This is a genomic window from Kytococcus sedentarius (assembly GCF_041937525.1).
Lineage (GTDB): Bacteria > Actinomycetota > Actinomycetes > Actinomycetales > Dermatophilaceae > Kytococcus > Kytococcus sedentarius_A.
In genome coordinates, this window is record NZ_CP169391.1 from 938430 (window position 1) to 959707 (window position 21278).

Here is a 21278-nt window from a genome sequence, read left to right on the forward strand (position 1 = left end):
GCCACCGGTCAGGGGTTCTCCCGTGGGACAACCCCCGACCTGGTGATCACTCGCCGTCGACCCAGATGCCGGCCATGTCCGGCATGCCCAGGTTGGGGTCGAGCAGCACGTTGTGCACCTTGGTGCCGAAGATCGCCGTCGACTTGCCCTCGTCGGTCGGGATGGCCGGCAGGTACTCGTCGCGGAGCATCTTGTCGAACTTGGTCCACTCCGCACCCTGCTCCTCGGACGGCAGGGCCCGGATGCGGTTGATCTCCTCGTCGACCTTGTCCTCGGCGAGGAAGCCGACAGCGTGGCCGGACTCCTGCACCGAGCCCAGGAAGATGGCCGGGTACACGGCGTCACCCTGCGGCCAGTCGTAGCACCAACCGGCCGGGCCCATCATCATGTTGGTCTCGGCGTCGGCGGCCTGGATCAGCTCACGGATCTCGGCGCGCGGCACACCCTGGTCCTTGACCGTGAAGCCTGCGGCCTCCAGCGCCTGCTTGCGCGCGGCGTTGGTCTTCTGGGCCACCGGGTTGTCGACGGAGTAGTACCAGGAGAGCTCGAAGCCCTCCTCGCCCGCGTCGGCCAGCATCTTCTTGGCCGCCTCCGGGTCACCGCTGCCCTCGCCAGGCAGGTTCTCGCTGGCCTCGGGCTCGAAGCCCGCCACCGAGGTGGACATGTAGCTGATCGCCGGGCTGTAGTCCAGCTCGGTGGCGCCACCGGCCTTGCGGATCTGGTCGTACGGCCACGCCGCCGCGATCGCCTTGCGGACCTCCAGCGGGATCTTGCGGGTGTCCATGGAGACGTAGGAGACACAGGGGCCGGCGTTGGTCGCGAGCCGGTCCTTGAGCTCACCCTGGAACTGCTGGGCCACACCACCGGGGACGCCGGAGTAGCTCATGGCGAACTGGTCGGGACCGTTGCTGGCTGCGATCTGCTGGCCCTGGGCGTCGAAGTCACCACCGAAGGTGAACTCGATCTTGTCCGGGAACTGGTGACGGGCCGGGTCGCTGTCGGCGTTCCACTGGTCGTTCTTGGCCAGCACCAGCTTGGCGCCCTGCTGGTACTCCTCGAACTTGTACGGACCGGTGGCCAGCGGCTTGTTGCCGTACTCCTCCTTGGTGTCCTTGTCCTTGGGGATGGGGCTCATCTGCGTGAAGGAGGCGAAGTACGGCAGGGTCGGCCACTCCTGGCGCAGGTGGATCTCGATGGTCTTCTCGTCCACCGCCTTCACACCGGCGAACTCCTCGCCGTCCTGGTAGGGACCCTTGTACTTGTCGCCGTCCTTCAGGTAGTCCATCTGGTAGGTCGGGCCACCGGGCAGCTCGTCGACGGCGAAGGAACGCTTGATGCCGTAGGCCACGTCCTCGGCGGTGATGGGCGAGCCGTCCTCGTACTTGAGGTCGTCCTTCAGCGTGAAGGTCCAGGTCAGACCGTCCTCGGACACCTGGCCCAGGTCGGTGGCCAGGTCGGGGACCAGCTCGGAGGTGCCGTCGGCGTTCGTGCGGTACTGGGTCAGGCGACGCGTCGTGAGGTTCAGGATCGCGTTGACGTCCTGGTAGAACTGCGCCGAGGGGTCGAAGGTGGTGGGGGACCCGGGGGAGAGCACCTGCAGGGTACCGCCGGTCTTGGCGCCCTCGACCTCCTTGGCCGGGCCGGTGGCCTCGGGGTCCATACCCGCGGAGGCCTCCTGCTTGCCGCCGCCGTCACCGGAGGGGGACTCCCCGCCACCGGAGGCGGACTCGTCACCGGACGCGGACTCGTCACCGGAAGCCGACTCGTCACCAGAGGCCGACTCGTCACCGGAGGCGGACTCGTCACCCCCGGAGGTCTCCTCGGAGGAGGTGGTCTCGCCGCCTCCGGAGCTCTCGTTGTTGTTCTCTGCCGGGCTGTCGCCACCGCAGGCCGCGAGGGTGAGGGAGCCGGCGGCCGCGACGGCTGCGAACTTGGTCAGTCGCATGATGGGATTCTCCTTCTGAGCGCCCCGGTGACTCCGGGGACGTGTGTGGGGTCGTGACCGGGGTCAGCGACGGGTGTGGGGGTTGAAGGCGTCGTTCACCGCGTCACCGAACAGGCTGAGCGCGAGCACGAGCAGGGACAGGCCGATCACGGGCATCCACATGTAGATGGGGTGCTGCATGAACGAGTTCTGGGCCCCTTGGATGGTCAGTCCCCAGGAGACCGACGGCTCCCGTAGACCGACACCCAGCAGCGACAGCCCGGCCTCGGCCGAGATGAACGCGGGGATGGCCGTCGTCAGCGAGACGATGATGGGGCTGAGCAGGTTGGGCAGGATCTCCTTGGAGAGGATCTGGCTGGTGGGCACACCGAGCGCTCGCGCCGCCTGGACGTACTCCCGCTCGCGGATGGAGATGACCTCACCGCGCACGAGACGAGCCAGACCGGTCCAGCTGAAGAGGATGAGCACCACGATGAGCACCCCGAAGCGGATGTCGGCCACCTGATCATCCGTGACGAAGCCACCATCCGAGCCGGCCAGACGGTTCACCGCAATGGGGACCAGGGCAATGGCGAAGAGCAGGAAGGGCAGCGACTGCACCACGTCGATGATGAAGGACACGATGTTGTCCACGATGCCGCCCAGATAGCCGGCCAGCAGGCCCATGGCCGTACCGATGATCGTGACCGCCGCCGCCGCCGTGAACGCGATGATGAGCGAGGGGCGGATGCCGACGAGCCACCGGGCCAGCAGGTCACGACCCGTACCGGTCTCGATGCCGAAGGGGTGCTCGGCACTTGCGGTGAAGGTGGGGTACCCACCGGGCGAGATGAAGGTCGTGTCCTGGAAGGTGGGGTCCACACCCCGCGCGGAGTTGATGGTGCCGGCGAACATGCCCAGCAGGATGAAGAGCAGGACGACGCCCAGCGACATCATCGCGACCTTGTCGTAGGCCAGGCGCCGGATGGCGATCTGGACCGGCGACTTGCTGGCGAGGTCCTTCATGCTCTGGCTGGTGGATCCCCCGCCGCCCTTCCCGTCGCGGAACGGGTGCGCGTCAGCAGCGCCCTCTCGGTTGTGCTCACCCTGCTCGATCAGGATGTCTGCGTCCCGGGCGGGATCCAGGCCGGCGTGGCTCGTCACTGGTGGTCTCCTCGGTGGTGGTGTTGCTCTCTGCCGGAGCGGTTTGCTCTCTGGCGGAGCACGCTCATCATGGGTACCCGTCGTGGCATGCGCCACACCAACCGCCCCGATGCAACCAATTCGTTACACAGCCGTGACGGCTCGTTGACCAAGCCCCTCCACCGCCCCCGCGGTCAACCGCGCAGCAGACCGCGGATCGTCGCCCAGCGCTGGGCCAGAGTGCCCTCGAAGCCGCGCCCGGTCGGCTCGTAGTAGCGGGCCTCCACCAGGTCGTCGGGCAGGTACTGCTGCGCTGCCACCCCGTCCTGGGCGCCGTGCGCGTACGTGTAGCCCACCCCGTGTCCCAGCTGCGACGCCCCGGCGTAGTGCCCGTCGCGCAGGTGGGCCGGCACCGCTCCCCCGCGTCCCGCCCGCACGTCCGCCAGCGCCGCATCGATCCCCGTGTACACCGCGTTCGAGGGCGGCGCCAGCGCCACGTGCACCACGGCCTGCGCCAGAACGATGCGGGCCTCCGGCATGCCGATCTGCGCCACGGCGTGCAGGGCCGCCACCGCCGTCTGCAGCGCCGACGGGTCGGCCATTCCCACGTCCTCGCTGGCCGCGATGACCACGCGCCGGGCGATGAAGCGTGGGTCCTCCCCCGCCTCGATCTGTCGGGCCAGGTAGTGCAGGGCTGCGTCCACGTCCGAGCCCCGCATCGACTTGATGAACGCGCTGGTGACGTCGTAGTGCTGGTCGCCGTCCCGGTCGTAGCCCACCACCGCCTGGTCCAGGGCCTGCTCCACGTGGGCCGCGGTCACCAGCACCGGGCCGCCCTGCCCCTCGCTGCCTGGTGCCACCTCGGACTCGGCCGCCCCTGCCGCGGCCTCCAGGGTGGTCAGCGCGCGCCGCCCGTCTCCTCCGGCCAGCTGCACGATGCCGTCCGCTGCCTCGTCCTCCAGCCGGAAGCGCCCGTCCAGGCCCCGCTCGTCCACCACGGCCCGGTCCAGCAGCTCCCGCACGTCCTGCCGGTCCAGCCCCGTGAGGCGCACCAGCACCGAGCGGCTCAGCAGCGGTGTCACCACGGTGAAGCTGGGGTTCTCCGTGGTGGCCGCCACCAGGATCACCGTGCGGTCCTCCACCCCGGGCAGCAGCGCGTCCTGCTGGGCCTTGGTGAAGCGGTGGATCTCGTCCAGGAAGAGCACGGTCTGCCGGCCGTACATGGACTTCTCGCGGCGGGCGGCGTCCATCACCGCTCGCACGTCCTTCACGCCGGCGGTCACGGCGGAGAGCTGCACGAAGGTGCGGTCGGCCGCATCGGCCACCAGGCGGGCCAGCGTGGTCTTGCCGGTCCCGGGCGGCCCCCAGAGGATCGCCGAGGAGGCCCCCGCCACTCCCCGCCGGCCCTCGATGAGGCGGCGCAGCGGGCTGCCCGCGGCGAGCACCTCGCGCTGGCCCACCACCTCATCGAGCGAGCGCGGCCGCATGCGGGCTGCCAGCGGCTCGTCGGGCATCCAGCCGGCGTCACCGGCGCCCACCGGCTCTCCCCCGCCCGGGTGGTCCGGACCGCCCTGCCGACCGGGCTCTGCGCTGCTGAACAGGTCGGGGGTCTCACTCATGTGCTCAGCGTAGGTGGCCGGGTGGCAGACTGCGGCGGTGCGCGAGATCCACACCCACCACGAGCTGCTGCAGACCCTGGGCGACGACCCCTACGTCCGATGGGGAGTGCCCCCCACTCTGCCCGCCCCCGTGCTGGTGCACGAGGGGGCCGCGGCCACCCTTCGGGTGCGCCACCGCCTCGGGCAGGTGCGCCGATCGGCCTTCCTGGTGGGCCACGGCCCGGGGATGACCGAGCTGGTGGAGCACGTCCTGGCCAGCGGACTGATCGGCCGGTGGGGCGCCTCGGGGATCAGCGTGCCGGCCGAGCACGGGCACCTGCTGGACGCCCACCGCATCGAGCCCGGGGGGAAGTGGGACTGGATGTGGGTCACCGAGCCGGTGGTCTCCTCCCCGCGAGTGACCACCTCCGAGCGGCTGGGGCTGGACGCGGTGATCACCCTCGACGACTCGCGTGACGCCGCAGAGATCGCCGCGTTCTCCGAGAAGTGGAGCCCCACCGCCGAGGGAGAGCCGGGCAGCGGCTACTCCACCCTCTGGCGCGGTGTGCGTGCCGGCGCGGCCGAGGGGCGCCCCACCGAGGGGGAGCTCGTCGCCGTGGGCGCCAGCCAGCCGTTCACCGATGAGGTGCCGCACCTGGCGGGCATCGTCACCCGGGGTGACCTGCGCGGCCAGGGCCTGGGGCGGCTGGTCACCGAGGCGCTGACGCTGGCCGAGGTGGGCCGCACCGGCGTGTGCACGCTGGGCATGTACAGCGACAACGACGCCGCGCGGCGGCTCTACCACTCCATCGGCTACACCACGGCCTACGCATGGGACAGCCGGCGGTGGGAGGACCCCACCGCCGGCTGAGGCGACCCCCGGGCGCACGCGGCCCGGGCGGTGGTTGGTCAGCTGGTGACCGGGTTGACCTCGGCCGCGCCCTGCTCGGCCGGGGCGTCCTGGTCCGGCTCGAAGTCCACGCCGGCCTCCTCGCGCTGCTGCGCGGAGATGGGGGCGGGGGCGTCGGTCAGGGCGTCGTAGCCGCCACCGGACTTGGGGAACGCGATGACGTTGCGGATGGAGTCCGAGCCCGAGAGCAGCGCGACGATGCGGTCCCACCCGAAGGCGATGCCGCCGTGGGGCGGGGCACCGTAGGAGAAGGCCTCGAGCAGGAAGCCGAACTTCTCCTGCGCCTCCTGTTCGCCCAGGCCCATGACCTTGAAGATGCGCTCCTGCACGTCACGGCGGTGCACACGGATGGAGCCGCCGCCGATCTCGTTGCCGTTGCAGACCATGTCGTAGGCGTAGGCCAGGGCCTCACCGGGGTTCTCGTCGAAGGAGTCGATCCACTCGTCCTTGGGCGAGGTGAACGCGTGGTGCACCGCCGTCCACGCACCCTCGCCCACGGCGACGTCACCGGAGGCGACGGCGTCGGCGGCCGGCTCGAACAACGGGGCGTCCACGACCCACAGGAACGACCAGGCGTTCTCGTCGATGAGGCCGCAGCGCCTGCCCACCTCGAGGCGGGCGGCGCCGAGCAGGCCACGGGCCTCCTTGGCCGGGCCGGCGGCGAAGAAGATGCAGTCACCAGGCTGCGCACCGGTGTGCGCCACGATGCCGGCCTTCTCCTCCTCGGAGATGTTCTTGCTCACGGGGCCGGACAGCTCACCGTCCTCACCCACCAGCACGTAGGCCAGACCCTTGGCGCCGCGCTGCTTGGCCCACTCCTGCCAGGCATCCAGCTGCTTGCGCGGCTGGCTGGCCCCACCCGGCATCACCACGGCGCCCACGTAGGGGGCCTGGAAGACGCGGAAGGGGGTGTCGGCAAAGAACTCGGTGCAGTCGGTGAGCTCCAGGTCGAAGCGCAGGTCCGGCTTGTCCGAGCCGTACTTCTCCATGGCCTCGGTGTACGTGATGTGCGGGAAGGGGGTGGGCAGGTCCACGCCGATGAGGGCCCACAGCGCGCGGGCGATCTCCTCACCCAGGGCGATGACGTCCTCCTGGGTCACGAAGCTCATCTCGATGTCGAGCTGCGTGAACTCCGGCTGCCGGTCGGCACGGAAGTCCTCGTCGCGGTAGCAGCGGGCGATCTGGTAGTAGCGCTCCAGGCCGGCCACCATCAGCAGCTGCTTGAACAGCTGCGGGCTCTGCGGCAAGGCGTACCAGTTGCCGGGCGCCAGACGGGCGGGCACCAGGAAGTCGCGGGCGCCCTCGGGGGTCGAGCGGGTGAGGGTGGGGGTCTCCACCTCCACGAACGCGTGCTCCTCCAGCACGCGGCGGGCGGCGGCGTTGGCCCGGCTGCGCAGCCGCAGGGCCTCACCGGCCGATCCCTTGCCGGGGCGGCGCAGGTCCAGGTAGCGGTGCTTCAGGCGGGCCTCCTCACCCACCTCCACGCGCTCGTCGATCTGGAAGGGCAGCGGGGCTGCGGTGTTGAGCACCTCGAGCTCGGCGGCCACCACCTCGATCTCACCGGTGGGGAGCTCGGCGTTGACGTTGCCCTCGGGGCGCACGCGCACCTCGCCGACGATCTTCACGACGTACTCGTTGCGAAGGTCGTGGGCGCCGCCGGACTCAAGGACCTCGTCGCGGGCCACCACCTGGGCCACACCGGAGGCGTCACGCAGGTCGAGGAAGGCAACGCCGCCGTGGTCGCGGCGGCGGGCCACCCAGCCGGTGAGGGTCACGGTCTGGCCGGCGTACTCGGCACGGAGGGTGCCGGCTTCGTGGGTACGGAGCATGGTTCGTCCTTTCGGGTCAGGTTTCCCGTGGACGGACGACGCCTCGCTGTGGAGGGACCACCGCCCGGACGGGGAACGGCAGCCCGGGAGGTGTGGGCGGGGGCCAGGTCGCGGTGCCACCACACCTTCGCCGGGCAGGACGCCCGGCCTCTCGTCGATACGCCGGACGCGCGAACGGCAGGTTCCGCGGGTCGTCACGCCGCCCTGCCGATGGGGTGATTCTGCCAGCCCCGCAGGGGTGCTCGCGACCTCCGACTCATCGGTGGTGCACCGGCCCCAGCACGAACTCCGCATCGGCGTCCCGCACCTGCCCGCCGCGGTGGAGCACCCGGTCCAGGGCGAGGGCCCCGATGACGGTGCTCGGGTTGTGCACGGCGCCGGCGTGCACCGCATCGAGGAGATCGGACAGGCGCACCCAGTGGCCGGTCATCTGTGCCTCCTCCCCCTCGCGGGCGAAGTCGTCGCTGTCCACGTCTCGGACGTCCGACGCCCAGAAGACGCGGATCGCCTCGGCGGACCCGCCCGGCGTCGTGTGGTAGTCCGCCAGGACCGACCAGGTGTCCGCCACCAGGGCAGCCTCCTCGGCCAGCTCGCGGGCGGCGGCGTCCACCATCGGCTCACCGTCCTGGTCCAGCAGCCCGGCGGGCACCTCCCAGGCCGTGGCGCGCACGGGGTGGCGGTACTGGCGCACGCAGAAGACCTCGACGTCCGCGGCGTCACCCGACGTGCCCGATGCCGGACGCGTCGCGACGACGGCCACGGCACCCGGGTGCTGGGTCCACTCCCGCCAGGCGACCCCGTCCTCGAGCTGCACGTCAGCACCCACCAGCGGGTAGCGGGCGCCCTCGCGGAGCACCTGCACCTCGCCGGCGCCGTGGTCGGTGGGCTCGTCGGCCACCGGGGTGGACGAGGGGTCCACCCGCTCCGCGCCGAGGCCCAGCCGGCTCACGCCCGGTCCCCGCCGTTCTGCTCGCTTTCGCCCTGGGCACCCTGGCCCCGCTGCTCCAGCGCAGCGCCGATGAGGCCCGCGAACAGCGGGTGCGCACGATGCGGACGCGACTTCAGCTCGGGGTGCGCCTGCGTGCCCACGTAGTAGGGGTGCCTCTCGCGCGGGAGCTCCACGAACTCCACCAGCTGGCCGTCGGGCGAGGTGCCGGACATCACCATCCCGGCCTGCTCCAGCTGCTCGCGGTAGCCGTTGTTCACCTCGTAGCGGTGACGGTGGCGCTCGCTCACGGTGGCCGAGCCGTAGGTGTCGGCCACCACGGAGCCCTCGGCCAGGGCCGCGTCGTAGGCGCCCAGGCGCATGGTGCCGCCCAGGTCGCCCTTGCCGTCCACCACATCGAGCTGCTCGGCCATGGTGGCGATCACCGGGTGCTCGCACTCGGCCTCGAACTCGGAGCTGGAGGCACCCTCCAGGCCGTCGATGGTGCGGGCGTGCTGGATGACCATGCACTGCATGCCCAGGCAGATGCCCAGCGTGGGCACCTTCTCCTCACGCGCCCAGGTGAGCGCGCCGAGCTTGCCCTCGATGCCGCGGATGCCGAACCCGCCGGGCACGAGGACGGCGTCCACCCCGGAGAGCGCCTCGGTCGCACCCTCGGGCGTCTGGCAGAGGTCACTGGCCACCCACCGCAACGAGACCTTGGCGTGGTGGTGGAAGCCACCGGCACGCAGCGCCTCCGAGATGGACAGGTAGGCATCCGGCAGGTCGACGTACTTGCCGACGATGGCCACCTCCACTTGGTGCTTCGGCTGGTGCACGCGGGTGAGCAGGTCGTCCCAGGCCGTCCAGTCGACGTCCTTGAAGGGCAGCCCCAGACGGCGGACCACCACGGCGTCCAGGCCCTCGGAGTGCAGCACCTTGGGGATGTCGTAGATGCTCGGCGCGTCGGGGCAGGTGGCCACGGCCTCCCGGTCCACGTCGCACGCCATCGAGATCTTGTTCTTGATCGACTCCGGCAGCTGGCGGTCGGCGCGCACGACCACCGCATCGGGCTGGATGCCGTACTCGCGCAGGCGGGCCACGGAGTGCTGCGTGGGCTTGGTCTTGAGCTCGCCGGAGGGGCCGATGAAGGGCACCAGCGAGACGTGCAGGAAGAAGACGTTGTCGCGCCCCAGCTGGTGGCGCACCTGACGGGCGGCCTCGAGGAAGGGCAGGGACTCGATGTCACCCACCGTGCCGCCGATCTCGGTGATGATCACGTCCGGACGGGCCGTGACGTCCTCGATGTCGGCGGCCGCACGCATGCGGGCGACGATCTCGTTGGTGATGTGGGGGATCACCTGGACGGTGTCGCCCAGGTACTCGCCGCGGCGCTCCTTGGCGATCACCGAGTGGTACACCTGCCCGGTCGTCACGTTGGCGCCGGCGGTCAGGTTGTCGTCCAGGAAGCGCTCGTAGTGCCCGATGTCGAGGTCGGTCTCACCCCCGTCCTCGGTGACGAAGACCTCGCCGTGCTGGAACGGGTTCATCGTTCCGGGGTCCACGTTGATGTAGGGGTCCAGCTTCTGCATGGTGACCTTCAGGCCACGCGAACGCAGGAGGAGTCCGAGGGAGGATGCGGTCAGTCCCTTGCCAAGCGAAGAGACGACGCCGCCGGTCACGAAGATGTGTCGAGTAGTGGCCACCACGGGCTGCCAGCATACCCACTGGGCTCCGGCGGGGCGTCACCGGCCCCACCACCCCATCACTCCGTGGCAGGACCGACACCGATCCCCGGCCGCGCCCCAGCACTCAGCGGCGCGACCGGGCGGCCTCCACGAGCTCGGCGGCGTGCTCCCGGGCACTGCGGCTGTCGGAGACGCCACCGAGCATGCGGGCGAGCTCGGCGAGCCGGGCCTCGTCCTCCACGGCCGTCACGCCCGACGTGGTGACCGATCCGTCGTCGCTCTTGGCGATCACGAGGTGGCGGTCGGCGTACGCGGCCACCTGTGGGAGGTGGGTGACGACGATGACCTGGCGCTCCTGCGCGATCCGCGCCAGCCGCGCCCCGATGGCGTGGGCGGCCTCGCCTCCCACACCGGCGTCGACCTCGTCGAAGACCATGGTCGGCACGCCGCCCTCGGCGTCGCCGACCACGACCTCCAGGGCGAGCATGAGGCGGCTGAGCTCACCACCCGAGGCGGCCTTCGCGACGGTACGGGGCGGCGCACCCGGGTTGGGGGCCATCCGGATCTCCACGGCGTCGGCGCCGTGCGCCCCGGGCTTGGTCTCCTCCACGGCCACGGAGACCACGGCCTTGGGCATGGCCAGCGCCTGCACCTCCTGCGTCACGCGCTCCCCCAGCTCCTCGGCGGCCGCCCGGCGGGCAGCCGTCAGTGCGTCAGCGGCCGACCGGGCGGCCTGCTTGGCCTGCTCGAGCTCGGCGACCAGGGCCTCCCGGTCCTCGTCGCTCGTGCCCAGCCCGTCCAGCTCCTCGGCGGCCAGGGCGCCCCAGGCCAAGGCGCGGTCCGCCGAGGGCACGGCCTCGTCCGACGCAGGGCCCACCCCGCCCGAGGCCTCATCCTGAGGTTGACGGTCACCCCCTGAGGCGACCCCGCTGGGCCCATTTGCTCCCGCGCGCGCCCCGGCGTCGCCGGGCTCCCCCGCACCGGGTTCCCCCGCCTCCGGCAGTAGCTCCGGGCGCCCGAACTCCTGCGCCAGGGAGCGCAGGGCGGCCCGCCGCTCGTGGAGGGCCTGCAGCTCCCCGGGGTCCAGGTCCAGTCCACCGACCCAGGATGAGACGTCGGCCGCCAGGTCGTGGGCCAGCACCCCCAGCTCCTGCAGACGCCGGTGCAGCTCTCCGGTCTCGGCGTCCACGTGGGACACGCGCTCCAGGGCACCCCGCGCCTGCGCGATCAGCTCGGTGGCGCCGGGCTCCGGCATCGCACTGGTGGCATCACCGGAGAGGGCGCCTGCCGCCACCCGGCCCGCCTCCACGAGGTCCGCCGCGTGATCGAGGCGCGCGACCCGCTCCCGCAGCTCGTCCTCCTCCCCCGGCGACGGGTCCACCGAGGCGAGCAGGTCCAGCCCCTTGCGCAGCCACGCGGCCCGCTGGGCGCGGATCGTCCGCTCGGCGTCGAACTCCCTCACCCTGCGGTCGAGGTCCACCACCTGGGCTCGCGCCTGGCGGTAGGTCTGCAGACGCTCAGCCACAGGCTCACCCCCGAACGCGTCGAGGACCTCCCGGTGGGCGTCCGGGGAGAGCAGGCGCCACTGGTCGGCCTGGCCGTGGATGGCCACCAGCAGCTCGCTGATGCCGGCCAGGGTCCGCACCGGCATGCGGGTGCCGCCGGCTGCGGCGGCGGACCGTCCGGCGGCACTCACCCTGCGGGTGACGATGAGCTCGTCCTCCACCAGTCCCCCGGCGTCCTCCACGGCCTGCAGCGCGGGGTGGTCCGCCGGGCCGTCCGGCAGCTCGTACACGCCGGTCACCACGGCCGAGTCGGCCCCGTGCCGCACCCATCCCGACTCCGCGCGCCGCCCCAGGAGCAACGAGAGGCTCTGCACCATCATCGTCTTGCCCGCACCGGTCTCACCGGTGATGACGGTCAGCCCGCGGGAGAGCTCCACCGTGGCGTCGTGGATGACACCCAGGTTGGAGATCTCCACCGTGGACAGCCAGGGGTCCGTGGCGGCGTTGCTCATGCCCTGCCCTCCTCGGCCTGCTGTGCCCGCGCGGCGCCCCGCCAGCCCTCGACGCTCAACCCGAACTTCCTCACGAGGCGGTCGGTGAAGGGAGAGCTCGTGAGCCGCGCCAGGCGGATCGGCTCGTCACTCCGGGCCACCTCGACCCGGGCCCCGAAGGGGAGGTCGGCCACCGCACGGCCGTCGCACCACAGCACGCCCGGCCCCGGGGACTCCGGAATGAGCTCCACGGCCAGTTTGGTGGTGGGCCCCACCACCAGCGGGCGGGCGAAGAGCGCGTGGGCGCTGATGGGCACGGTGAGGATGGCTTCCACGTCCGGCCAGACCACCGGACCACCGGTGCTGAACGCGTAGGCCGTGCTGCCCGTGGGCGTGGCCAGGATGATGCCGTCGCACCCCCAGCTGGCCAGCGGGCGGCCGTCGACCTCCAGGGCGAGCTCCACCATCCGCTCGCGCGAGCCCTTCTCCACGGTGGCCTCGTTGAGCGCCCAGCCGGAGGCGATGAGCTCCCCCTCCAGGAACACGTGGACGTCCAGGGCCATCCGGTGCTCCACCGAGTACTGACGGTCCACGATGTGGTCCACCGTGCGGCCGATGTCCTCGCGCTCGGCCTCGGCCAGGAAGCCCACGTGTCCCAGGTTCACGCCCAGCAGCGGCACGGAGTACTCGCGGGCCAGGTCAGCACCCCGCAGGATGGTGCCATCCCCGCCCAGCACCACCACGAGCTCGGGGCAGTCGTCCGGGCCCAGGGCCTCCACGCGGGCGCCCCCGTGCTGCAGGAGCGCATCCACCTGGTCCCGGGGGGCCACCACGCCCACGCCCCGGTCGCAGAGCAGCCCCGCGACCTCACCGGCCACGGACATGGCCTCGGGGCGCCCGGGATGGGCACACACGATGACCTGCCGGGCGGCCGTCGCGGCATCGCCCTCAGAGGTCGTAGGCATCGGACTCCTCACCGTCCCAGAAGCTGTTGCTGACATCGGGCAGTTCACTGTGCCATGCAGCACCGACAACCTCTCGCCCATCTCCCGCGAGCGGCGCCCCTCCGCCGTCCGCCGCAGGCAACTCCAGGTGCAGCAGGAACTCCACGTTGCCGTGCGTCCCGGGGGTACCGCTCACGGCCAGCGACCGCGGGACCAGCCCCGCCGCACCCGCCGCCGACAACACCTCCACGACCGCCTGCCGACGGGTCTGCGGCGAACGCACCACTCCACGCTGCGAGCCCTGCGGGCCCACCTCGAACTGCGGCTTGCACAGCACCACCGCATGGCCCCCTGCACCCAGCAGCCAACGGATCGAGGGGAGGATGTGCCGCAGCGAGATGAAGCTGACGTCGCAGACCACCAGCCCCACGCCACCCTCCGTGAGCCCTGCGGCCTCCAGGGCATTGGTGTCCCGCGCATTCACCCCCTCACGGACCACGACACGCTCATCGCGACGCAGGGAGTCCACCAGCTGGTCGTGCCCCACGTCCACGGCCCACACACACGAGACCCCCGCGCGCAGCAGTACCTGTGTGAATCCCCCGGTGGAGGCGCCAACGTCCACGGCCTCCTCCACGCCGTGGGTCACCCCGGGCCACAGCTCGAGTGCCCGCTCGAGCTTGCGCTGTGCACGGCTCACCTCATCGGACACGCCACCTGCCTCCGGCGCCAGCGTCACGCTGGCCGGGTCCACGGCATGCGATCCCTTGCGGGAGACCTCCCCGTCCACGAGCACCTGACCCGCGTCGATGAGCTGCTGCGCCCGGGTCCGGGATCGCGCGAGGCCACGCTCCACCACTGCCTTGTCGAGTCTCATGACCCAGGCTCAGTGGGACGGCGGGCGTGGTGCAGGACTCCCCGATGCGGTGTGCCCAGCCGCTTCGTCCAGCGCCCCTTCCAGGGCACTCACCTCAGCCGACAACCCCTCCACCCTGCGCTGCAGATCCCCCAGGTCCACGTTCCGCGTACCGGGCAGAACGGGCTGCTCCGCACCACTGGACTCCATGGCACTGAGTCTACGTGGGGTGCTGCTGCGCGGGCGTCCTGGTGACGATGGGTCCGGGTATGCGAAAGGGCCCGGCACCCCATCGGGGGTACCGGACCCTATCCTTCGAAACCACCCACCCACAACAAGCGGGGGTGTTTCGGGACGTTGAGTTCGGCGGTGTCCTACTCTCCCACACCGTTCCCAGTGCAGTACCATCGGCGCTGAAGGGCTTAGCTTCCGGGTTCGGAATGTGACCGGGCGTTTCCCCTTCGCTATGACCACCGAAACACTGTCGTACTCACACACACGTGTGACGTCTGAACAGTGCTCCGTGAATGTGTCACGAAGACCAGTATTCAGTTCACAGTTCCGGGGTGTGTTTTCCGGGAACTGCACAGTGGACGCGTAGCATCTTTGTAGCAAGTTGTCGGCTTATTAGTACCGGTCAGCTCCACACATTACTGTGCTTCCACATCCGGCCTATCAACCCAGTAGTCTAGCTGGGAGCCTCCCACCCCACGAGGGGGTATGGAAACCTCATCTTGAAGCGTGCTTCCCGCTTAGATGCTTTCAGCGGTTATCACTTCCGAACGTAGCTAATCAGCGGTGCTCCTGGCGGAACAACTGACACACCAGAGGTTCGTCCATCCCGGTCCTCTCGTACTAGGGACAGCTCTTCTCAAGTTTCCTGCGCGCGCAGCGGATAGGGACCGAACTGTCTCACGACGTTCTAAACCCAGCTCGCGTACCGCTTTAATGGGCGAACAGCCCAACCCTTGGGACCTACTCCAGCCCCAGGATGCGACGAGCCGACATCGAGGTGCCAAACCATGCCGTCGATATGAGCTCTTGGGCAGGATCAGCCTGTTATCCCCGGGGTACCTTTTATCCGTTGAGCGACGGCGATTCCACAATCCACCGTCGGGTCACTAGTTCCGACTTTCGTCCCTGCTCGACATGTCCGTCTCACAGTCAAGCTCCCTTGTGCACTTGCACTCAACACCTGATTACCAACCAGGCTGAGGGAACCTTTGAGCGCCTCCGTTACCCTTTGGGAGGCAACCGCCCCAGTTAAACTACCCACCAGGCACTGTCCCTGATCCGGATCACGGACCGAAGTTAGATATCCAGAGCGACCAGAGTGGTATTTCAACGATGACTCCACACACGCTGGCGCGTGTGCTTCACAGTCTCCCACCTATCCTACACAAGCCGCACCGAATACCAATACCAAGCTGTAGTAAAGGTCCCGGGGTCTTTCCGTCCTGCTGCGCGTAACGAGCATCTTTACTCGTAGTGCAATTTCGCCGAGTTCGTGGTTGAGACAGTGGAGAAGTCGTTACGCCATTCGTGCAGGTCGGAACTTACCCGACAAGGAATTTCGCTACCTTAGGATGGTTATAGTTACCACCGCCGTTTACTGGGGCTTAAGTTCAGAGCTGCACCCTTACGGGTTGACTCGTCCCCTTAACCTTCCAGCACCGGGCAGGCGTCAGTCCGTATACATCGTCTTGCGACTTCGCACGGACCTGTGTTTTTAGTAAACAGTCGCTTCTCCCTGGTCTCTGCGGCCATCACCGCTGCCACCAGCATGTGGTTTCACGGATCAGGCCCCCCTTCTCCCGAAGTTACGGGGGTATTTTGCCGAATTCCTTAACCACGATTCACTCGATCGCCTTGGTATTCTCTACCTAACCACCTGAGTCGGTTTGGGGTACGGGCGGCTAGAACCTCGCTAGAAGATTTTCTCGGCAACATAGGATCACTGACTTCCCGCATACGCGGTCACTATCAGGTCTCAGGCACATGACGTCCGGATTTGCCTAGACGTCGCCCTACACCCTTGGACGTGGACTACCATCGCCACGCTGCAGCTACCTTCTTGCGTCTCTCCATCGCTTGGCTACTACTGTTTCGGGTCCCGGGCTCACACCATCATCACGACACAAAGTGCCGATCAGCAGTGATCACACGGTTAGCATCCACAGCCTCGCCAGGGGCGGTTCTTCGCCGGTTCCGGAGTATCAACCGGATGTCCATCGACTACGCCTGTCGGCCTCGCCTTAGGTCCCGACTTACCCAGGGCAGATTAGCTTGACCCTGGAACCCTTGGTTATTCGGCGGACGGGTTTCTCACCCGTCTTTCGCTACTCATGCCTGCATTCTCACTCGTGCAGCATCCACGACTGGATCACTCCGCCGCTTCACTCGCTGCACGACGCTCCCCTACCCAACACCCATACGGGCATTGCCACAACTTCGGTGGTGTGCTTGAGCCCCGCTACATTGTCGGCGCGGAATCACTTGACCAGTGAGCTGTTACGCACTCTTTAAAGGGTGGCTGCTTCTAAGCCAACCTCCTGGTTGTCACAGCAACTCCACATCCTTTCCCACTTAGCACACGCTTAGGGACCTTAGTTGGTGATCTGGGCTGTTTCCCTCTCGACTACGAAGCTTATCCCCCGCAGTCTCACTGCCACGCTTCACTTACCAGCATTCGGAGTTTGGCTAACGTCAGTAACCCGGTGGGGCCCATCAGCTATCCAGTAGCTCTACCTCTGGCAAGAAACACGTGACGCTGCACCTAAATGCATTTCGGGGAGAACCAGCTATCACGGAGTTTGATTGGCCTTTCACCCCTACCCACAGCTCATCCCCTCAGTTTTCAACCTAAGTGGGTTCGGTCCTCCACGCCGTCTTACCGGCGCTTCAACCTGGCCATGGGTAGATCACTCCGCTTCGGGTCTAGACCCAGCGACTCAAACGCCCTGTTCGGACTCGCTTTCGCTACGGCTTCCCCACACGGGTTAACCTTGCCACTGAGCACTAACTCGCAGGCTCATTCTTCAAAAGGCACGCTGTCACCCTCACGGGCTCCAACGGATTGTAGGCACATGGTTTCAGGAACTATTTCACTCCCCTCCCGGGGTACTTTTCACCTTTCCCTCACGGTACTTGTCCGCTATCGGTCATCAGAGAATATTTAGGCTTACCGGGTGGTCCCGGCAGATTCACACGAGATTTCACGGGCCCCGTGCTACTCGGGAAAAGACACAGACAGTGCCAGCAGTTTCGTCTACGGGGGTCGCACCCTCTCTGCCCGGCCCTTCAAGACCGTTCGACTACCACCAACATTTCTTACTGTCCCCAGAGCTGGTAGACCCTGGAAATGTCCATCCCACAACCCCGCACACGCAACCCCTACCAGGTATCACACGTGCACGGTTTAGCCTCATCCGCTTTCGCTCGCCACTACTCACGGAATCACTGTTGTTTTCTCTTCCTGTGGGTACTGAGATGTTTCACTTCCCCACGTTCCCTCCCTCTACCCTATATATTCAGGTAGCGGTGACTGGACTTGCCTCCAGCCGGGTTGCCCCATTCGGAAATCCTCGGATCAACGTCTAGTTATCGACTACCCGAGGCTTATCGCAGATTCTCACGTCCTTCATCGGTTTCTGATGCCAAGGCATCCACCATGTGCCCTTAAAAACTTGACACAAAGATGCTCGCGTCCACTGTGAAGTTCTCAAAAAACAACCCCGCAACCCCACCAACACACACATGCGTGCACGCCAGCAGAATCAGAGGAACCCAACAACCAACCACAACCCACACCCACAACAGAGCGCAGACCATGCTTGGTCCCTGGGGACCCAACAGTGTGTCAACAACCACCACACACACCACCACGCTTTCCCAACACCCACACAGGGCGCCGTACTCACACAGCAGCACACACGATGGTCATGATCAATCGATGTTCCACCCAGAAGCACCCCCCGTGCCACATTCGGACACGAAAAGGGCCCCACCAGACACAAAGCCTGGCAGGCATGACACCCACACAACCACCATCCGGCAGCCATGCGAGCGTTGAAGCTCCTTAGAAAGGAGGTGATCCAGCCGCACCTTCCGGTACGGCTACCTTGTTACGACTTAGTCCCAATCACCGGTCCCACCTTAGACGGCTCCTCCCACAAGGGTTAGGCCACCGGCTTCGGGTGTTACCGACTTTCGTGACTTGACGGGCGGTGTGTACAAGGCCCGGGAACGTATTCACCGCAGCGTTGCTGATCTGCGATTACTAGCGACTCCGACTTCATGGGGTCGAGTTGCAGACCCCAATCCGAACTGAGACCGGTTTTTTGGGATTCGCTCCACCTCACGGTTTCGCAACCCTCTGTACCGGCCATTGTAGCATGCTTGAAGCCCAAGACATAAGGGGCATGATGATTTGACGTCATCCCCACCTTCCTCCGAGTTGACCCCGGCAGTCTCCTATGAGTCCCCACCATTACGTGCTGGCAACATAGAACGAGGGTTGCGCTCGTTGCGGGACTTAACCCAACATCTCACGACACGAGCTGACGACAACCATGCACCACCTGTGCACCAGCCCAAAGGGAAACCCCATCTCTGAGGCGATCCGGTGCATGTCAAGCCTTGGTAAGGTTCTTCGCGTTGCATCGAATTAATCAGCATGCTCCGCCGCTTGTGCGGGCCCCCGTCAATTCCTTTGAGTTTTAGCCTTGCGGCCGTACTCCCCAGGCGGGGCGCTTAATGCGTTAGCTGCGACACGGATCTCGTGGAATGAGACCCACGCCTAGCGCCCAACGTTTACGGCATGGACTACCAGGGTATCTAATCCTGTTCGCTCCCCATGCTTTCGCTTCTCAGCGTCAGTAATGGCCCAGAGACCTGCCTTCGCCATCGGTGTTCCTCCTGATATCTGCGCATTCCACCGCTACACCAGGAATTCCAGTCTCCCCTACCATACTCTAGTCTGCCCGTACCCACTGCACGTCCAGGGTTAAGCCCTAGATTTTCACAGCAGACGCGACAAACCGCCTACAAGCTCTTTACGCCCAATAATTCCGGACAACGCTCGCACCCTACGTATTACCGCGGCTGCTGGCACGTAGTTAGCCGGTGCTTCTTCTGCAGGTACCGTCACAAAAGCTTCTTCCCTGCTGAAAGAGGTTTACAACCCGAAGGCCGTCATCCCTCACGCGGCGTCGCTGCATCAGGCTTTCGCCCATTGTGCAATATTCCCCACTGCTGCCTCCCGTAGGAGTCTGGGCCGTGTCTCAGTCCCAGTGTGGCCGGTCGCCCTCTCAGGCCGGCTACCCGTCGTCGCCTTGGTAGGCCATTACCCCACCAACAAGCTGATAGGACGCGAGTCCATCCACCACCGATAAATCTTTCCACCAACACCCCATGCGAAGGTTGGTCGTATCCAGTATTAGACGCCGTTTCCAGCGCTTATCCCAGAGTGGAGGGCAGGTTACTCACGTGTTACTCACCCGTTCGCCACTGATCCACGAGTGCAAGCACTCGCTTCACCGTTCGACTTGCATGTGTTAAGCACGCCGCCAGCGTTCGTCCTGAGCCAGGATCAAACTCTCCGTAGAAAATATTGATACTGGCAGAGCAGAATGACTCGCTGGAGTCATCTTCTCGCCAAAGAAATCAACCAAACACACCCACAACCACACACCCCATCAAAGAGGCGAACAGTCATGGATGCGAAAGGGATACAACAAAATAATTTGGCATCGATTCATGACACACTGTTGAGTTCTCAAGGACCAAACACTCCCCAACACCCACCACACACTCACAACCGTGAGCCACCGTGCGATCTCGTTCAGGGGCGATCCACTACGTTACACCATCCAGCAGCCAGCCGCAAACCCGATCAACCAACCAGGCACGACCCACCACACACACGAAGCAACCAGTGGAGCCACCCAGACCAGACATTCACACCCGACACCATCTGGCCGAACCAGACTCTCTCGCGGGCCACCCGTCCGGGCAACGAGGAGGAACAATACACACACTCTGGGATCAACGCAAAACCCGCACCATGCCGGGGAATCCGGCGGGTGCGGGCTCGGCGTCGTGGAAGGTCAGCCGCTACGACGTGCTGCCGCCAGGGTCTTGCGTCCGCGCTTCACCACGGCCACCTCTCCCCCGATGAAGTCGTCCTCAGCGATCCCGCCCTCGGGGTCACTGATCCGCTGGCCGTTGACGGAGATGCCTCCCTCGCCGAGCAGCCGCTTGGCCGCCTTGCGCGAGTCAGCGAAACCGACCGCCACGACGACGTCGATCCACGAGGTACCGGCAGCCACCTCGCCCCCGGCCAGCTCGGCGGTCGCGTCCAGCAGCACCTTCGGGTCCACCTGCTGCAGGTCGCCCTTGCCGAACAGGGCCTCGGCCGCAGCCTCCACACCATCGGTGGTCTGGGTGCCGTGCACCAAGGTGGTCATCTCCCGCGCCAGTGCGCGCTGGGCCGCCCGCTTGAAGGGGGCCTCGGCCACCTGCTGCTCGAGCTCCTCGATCCGCTCGCGGTCGAGCAGGGTGAACAGCCGGAGGTACTCGCCCACCTTCTCGTCCTCGGCATTCAGCCAGAACTGGTGGAAGGTCCACGGGGAGGTCATCGTGCCGTCGAGCCAGATGGCGTTCCCCTCGGACTTGCCGAACTTGCGGCCGGACGCCTCCGTGACCAGGGGTGTGGTCAGTGCGTGCACCGACTCGCCCTCCACCCGGTGCACGTAGTCCACACCGGCCATGAGGTTGCCCCACTGGTCCTGTCCACCGAGCTGCAGGCGCACGCCCTCGGTGGTGAACAGGTGCCAGAAGTCGTAGCCCTGGAGAATCTGGTAGCTGAACTCCGTGTAACTGATGCCCTGGCTGGACTCCAGCCGCGCGCTCACGGCGTCCTTCTTGAGCATCTGGTTCACGCGGAAGTGCTTGCCGACGTCGCGCAGGAAGTCCAGCGCGCCGAGCTGCCCGAACCAGTCGAGGTTGTTCACCACCGTGGCGGCGTTCTCCCCCTCGAAGTGCACGAAGGGGCGCACCTGCGCGGCGATGCTGTCCACCCACCCGGCCACGGTCTCCCGGTCGTGCAGATTCCTCTCGGAGGTGGGACGCGGGTCGCCGATCAGACCCGTCGAGCCACCGACCAGAACCACCGGCACGTGCCCAGCCTCCTGGAGACGCCGCATCGTGACCAGCTGGACGAGGCTTCCCACGTGCAGCGAGGGTGCCGTGGGGTCGAAACCGATGTAGAAGCGCACCGGCCCCGCGGCCAGCATGCGATCCAGCTCCTGGAGGTCGGTCGACTGGGCGATCACACCCCTCCACTGCAGCTCCTGGAGCACCCCCGTGAGCGCAGCATCGTCTGCGGTGCCGGAGGTGCTGGTCTGCTGGGGGGCGGGCTCGGTCTGGGCGTTCACGGCGCCCACTGTGCCACAGCGCCCGGACG

At 67.1% G+C, this 21278-nt stretch carries 11 protein-coding genes and 3 rRNA genes; 1 reads left to right on the forward strand and 13 read right to left on the reverse strand.

Features of this window, described 5'->3' with window-relative positions:
- Window positions 1-46: 46 nt before the first annotated feature.
- The 3 genes from ACEY2A_RS04360 to ACEY2A_RS04370 form a co-directional block, all read right to left on the reverse strand.
- The gene (locus ACEY2A_RS04360) at window positions 47-1945 is read right to left on the reverse strand and encodes an ABC transporter substrate-binding protein (protein ID WP_374929652.1); all 1899 of its coding nucleotides are present in this window, start codon (window positions 1943-1945) and stop codon (window positions 47-49) included.
- Between the two features lie 63 nt (window positions 1946-2008).
- Complete coding sequence (locus ACEY2A_RS04365) at window positions 2009-3088, reverse strand: ABC transporter permease (RefSeq protein WP_374929653.1); 1080 nt, start codon at window positions 3086-3088, stop codon at window positions 2009-2011.
- Between the two features lie 173 nt (window positions 3089-3261).
- Entirely contained in the window at window positions 3262-4686 is a 1425-nt protein-coding gene (locus ACEY2A_RS04370) for a replication-associated recombination protein A (protein ID WP_374929654.1), read from the reverse strand.
- 37 nt (window positions 4687-4723) lie between these two features.
- Here ACEY2A_RS04370 and ACEY2A_RS04375 point away from each other — a divergent pair, with 37 nt between their 5' ends.
- Window positions 4724-5536 carry a GNAT family N-acetyltransferase gene (locus ACEY2A_RS04375; protein WP_374929655.1) on the forward strand — a complete coding sequence of 271 codons (813 nt, stop codon included), beginning with the start codon at window positions 4724-4726 and terminating at the stop codon, window positions 5534-5536.
- 38 nt (window positions 5537-5574) lie between these two features.
- On the opposite strand, the gene aspS is transcribed toward ACEY2A_RS04375, so the two are convergent.
- The 10 genes from aspS to tyrS form a co-directional block, all read right to left on the reverse strand.
- Window positions 5575-7404 carry an aspartate--tRNA ligase gene (aspS, locus tag ACEY2A_RS04380; protein ID WP_374929656.1) on the reverse strand — a complete coding sequence of 610 codons (1830 nt, stop codon included), beginning with the start codon at window positions 7402-7404 and terminating at the stop codon, window positions 5575-5577.
- Window positions 7405-7660: 256 nt separating this feature from the next.
- Entirely contained in the window at window positions 7661-8353 is a 693-nt protein-coding gene (locus ACEY2A_RS04385; protein ID WP_374929657.1) for an NUDIX domain-containing protein, read from the reverse strand.
- Window positions 8350-10038 carry a CTP synthase gene (locus ACEY2A_RS04390; protein ID WP_374929658.1) on the reverse strand — a complete coding sequence of 563 codons (1689 nt, stop codon included), beginning with the start codon at window positions 10036-10038 and terminating at the stop codon, window positions 8350-8352. The genes ACEY2A_RS04385 and ACEY2A_RS04390 overlap by 4 nt, the downstream gene beginning before the upstream one ends.
- Before the next feature lie 103 nt (window positions 10039-10141).
- Window positions 10142-12034, reverse strand: a complete 1893-nt coding sequence (locus ACEY2A_RS04395; RefSeq protein ID WP_374929659.1) for a DNA repair protein RecN — start codon at window positions 12032-12034, stop codon at window positions 10142-10144.
- A complete protein-coding gene (locus tag ACEY2A_RS04400; RefSeq protein WP_374929660.1) occupies window positions 12031-12978 on the reverse strand; it encodes an NAD kinase in 948 nt (315 codons plus the stop codon). The genes ACEY2A_RS04395 and ACEY2A_RS04400 overlap by 4 nt, the downstream gene beginning before the upstream one ends.
- Window positions 12962-13834, reverse strand: a complete 873-nt coding sequence (locus tag ACEY2A_RS04405; RefSeq protein WP_374929661.1) for a TlyA family RNA methyltransferase — start codon at window positions 13832-13834, stop codon at window positions 12962-12964. Before ACEY2A_RS04405 ends, ACEY2A_RS04400 begins: the two co-directional genes overlap by 17 nt.
- 340 nt (window positions 13835-14174) lie before the next feature.
- A 5S ribosomal RNA gene (rrf, locus tag ACEY2A_RS04410) occupies window positions 14175-14291 on the reverse strand.
- A 129-nt stretch (window positions 14292-14420) separates the two neighbouring features.
- Window positions 14421-17505 (reverse strand): 23S ribosomal RNA (locus ACEY2A_RS04415).
- A gap of 390 nt (window positions 17506-17895) precedes the next feature.
- Window positions 17896-19419, reverse strand: a 16S ribosomal RNA gene (locus ACEY2A_RS04420).
- Together the 16S, 23S and 5S rRNA genes form the textbook arrangement of a ribosomal RNA operon.
- Before the next feature lie 501 nt (window positions 19420-19920).
- Window positions 19921-21249: a tyrosine--tRNA ligase gene (gene tyrS, locus ACEY2A_RS04425; RefSeq protein WP_374929662.1), complete on the reverse strand. Its 1329-nt coding sequence runs from the start codon at window positions 21247-21249 to the stop codon at window positions 19921-19923.
- Window positions 21250-21278 lie beyond the last annotated feature (29 nt).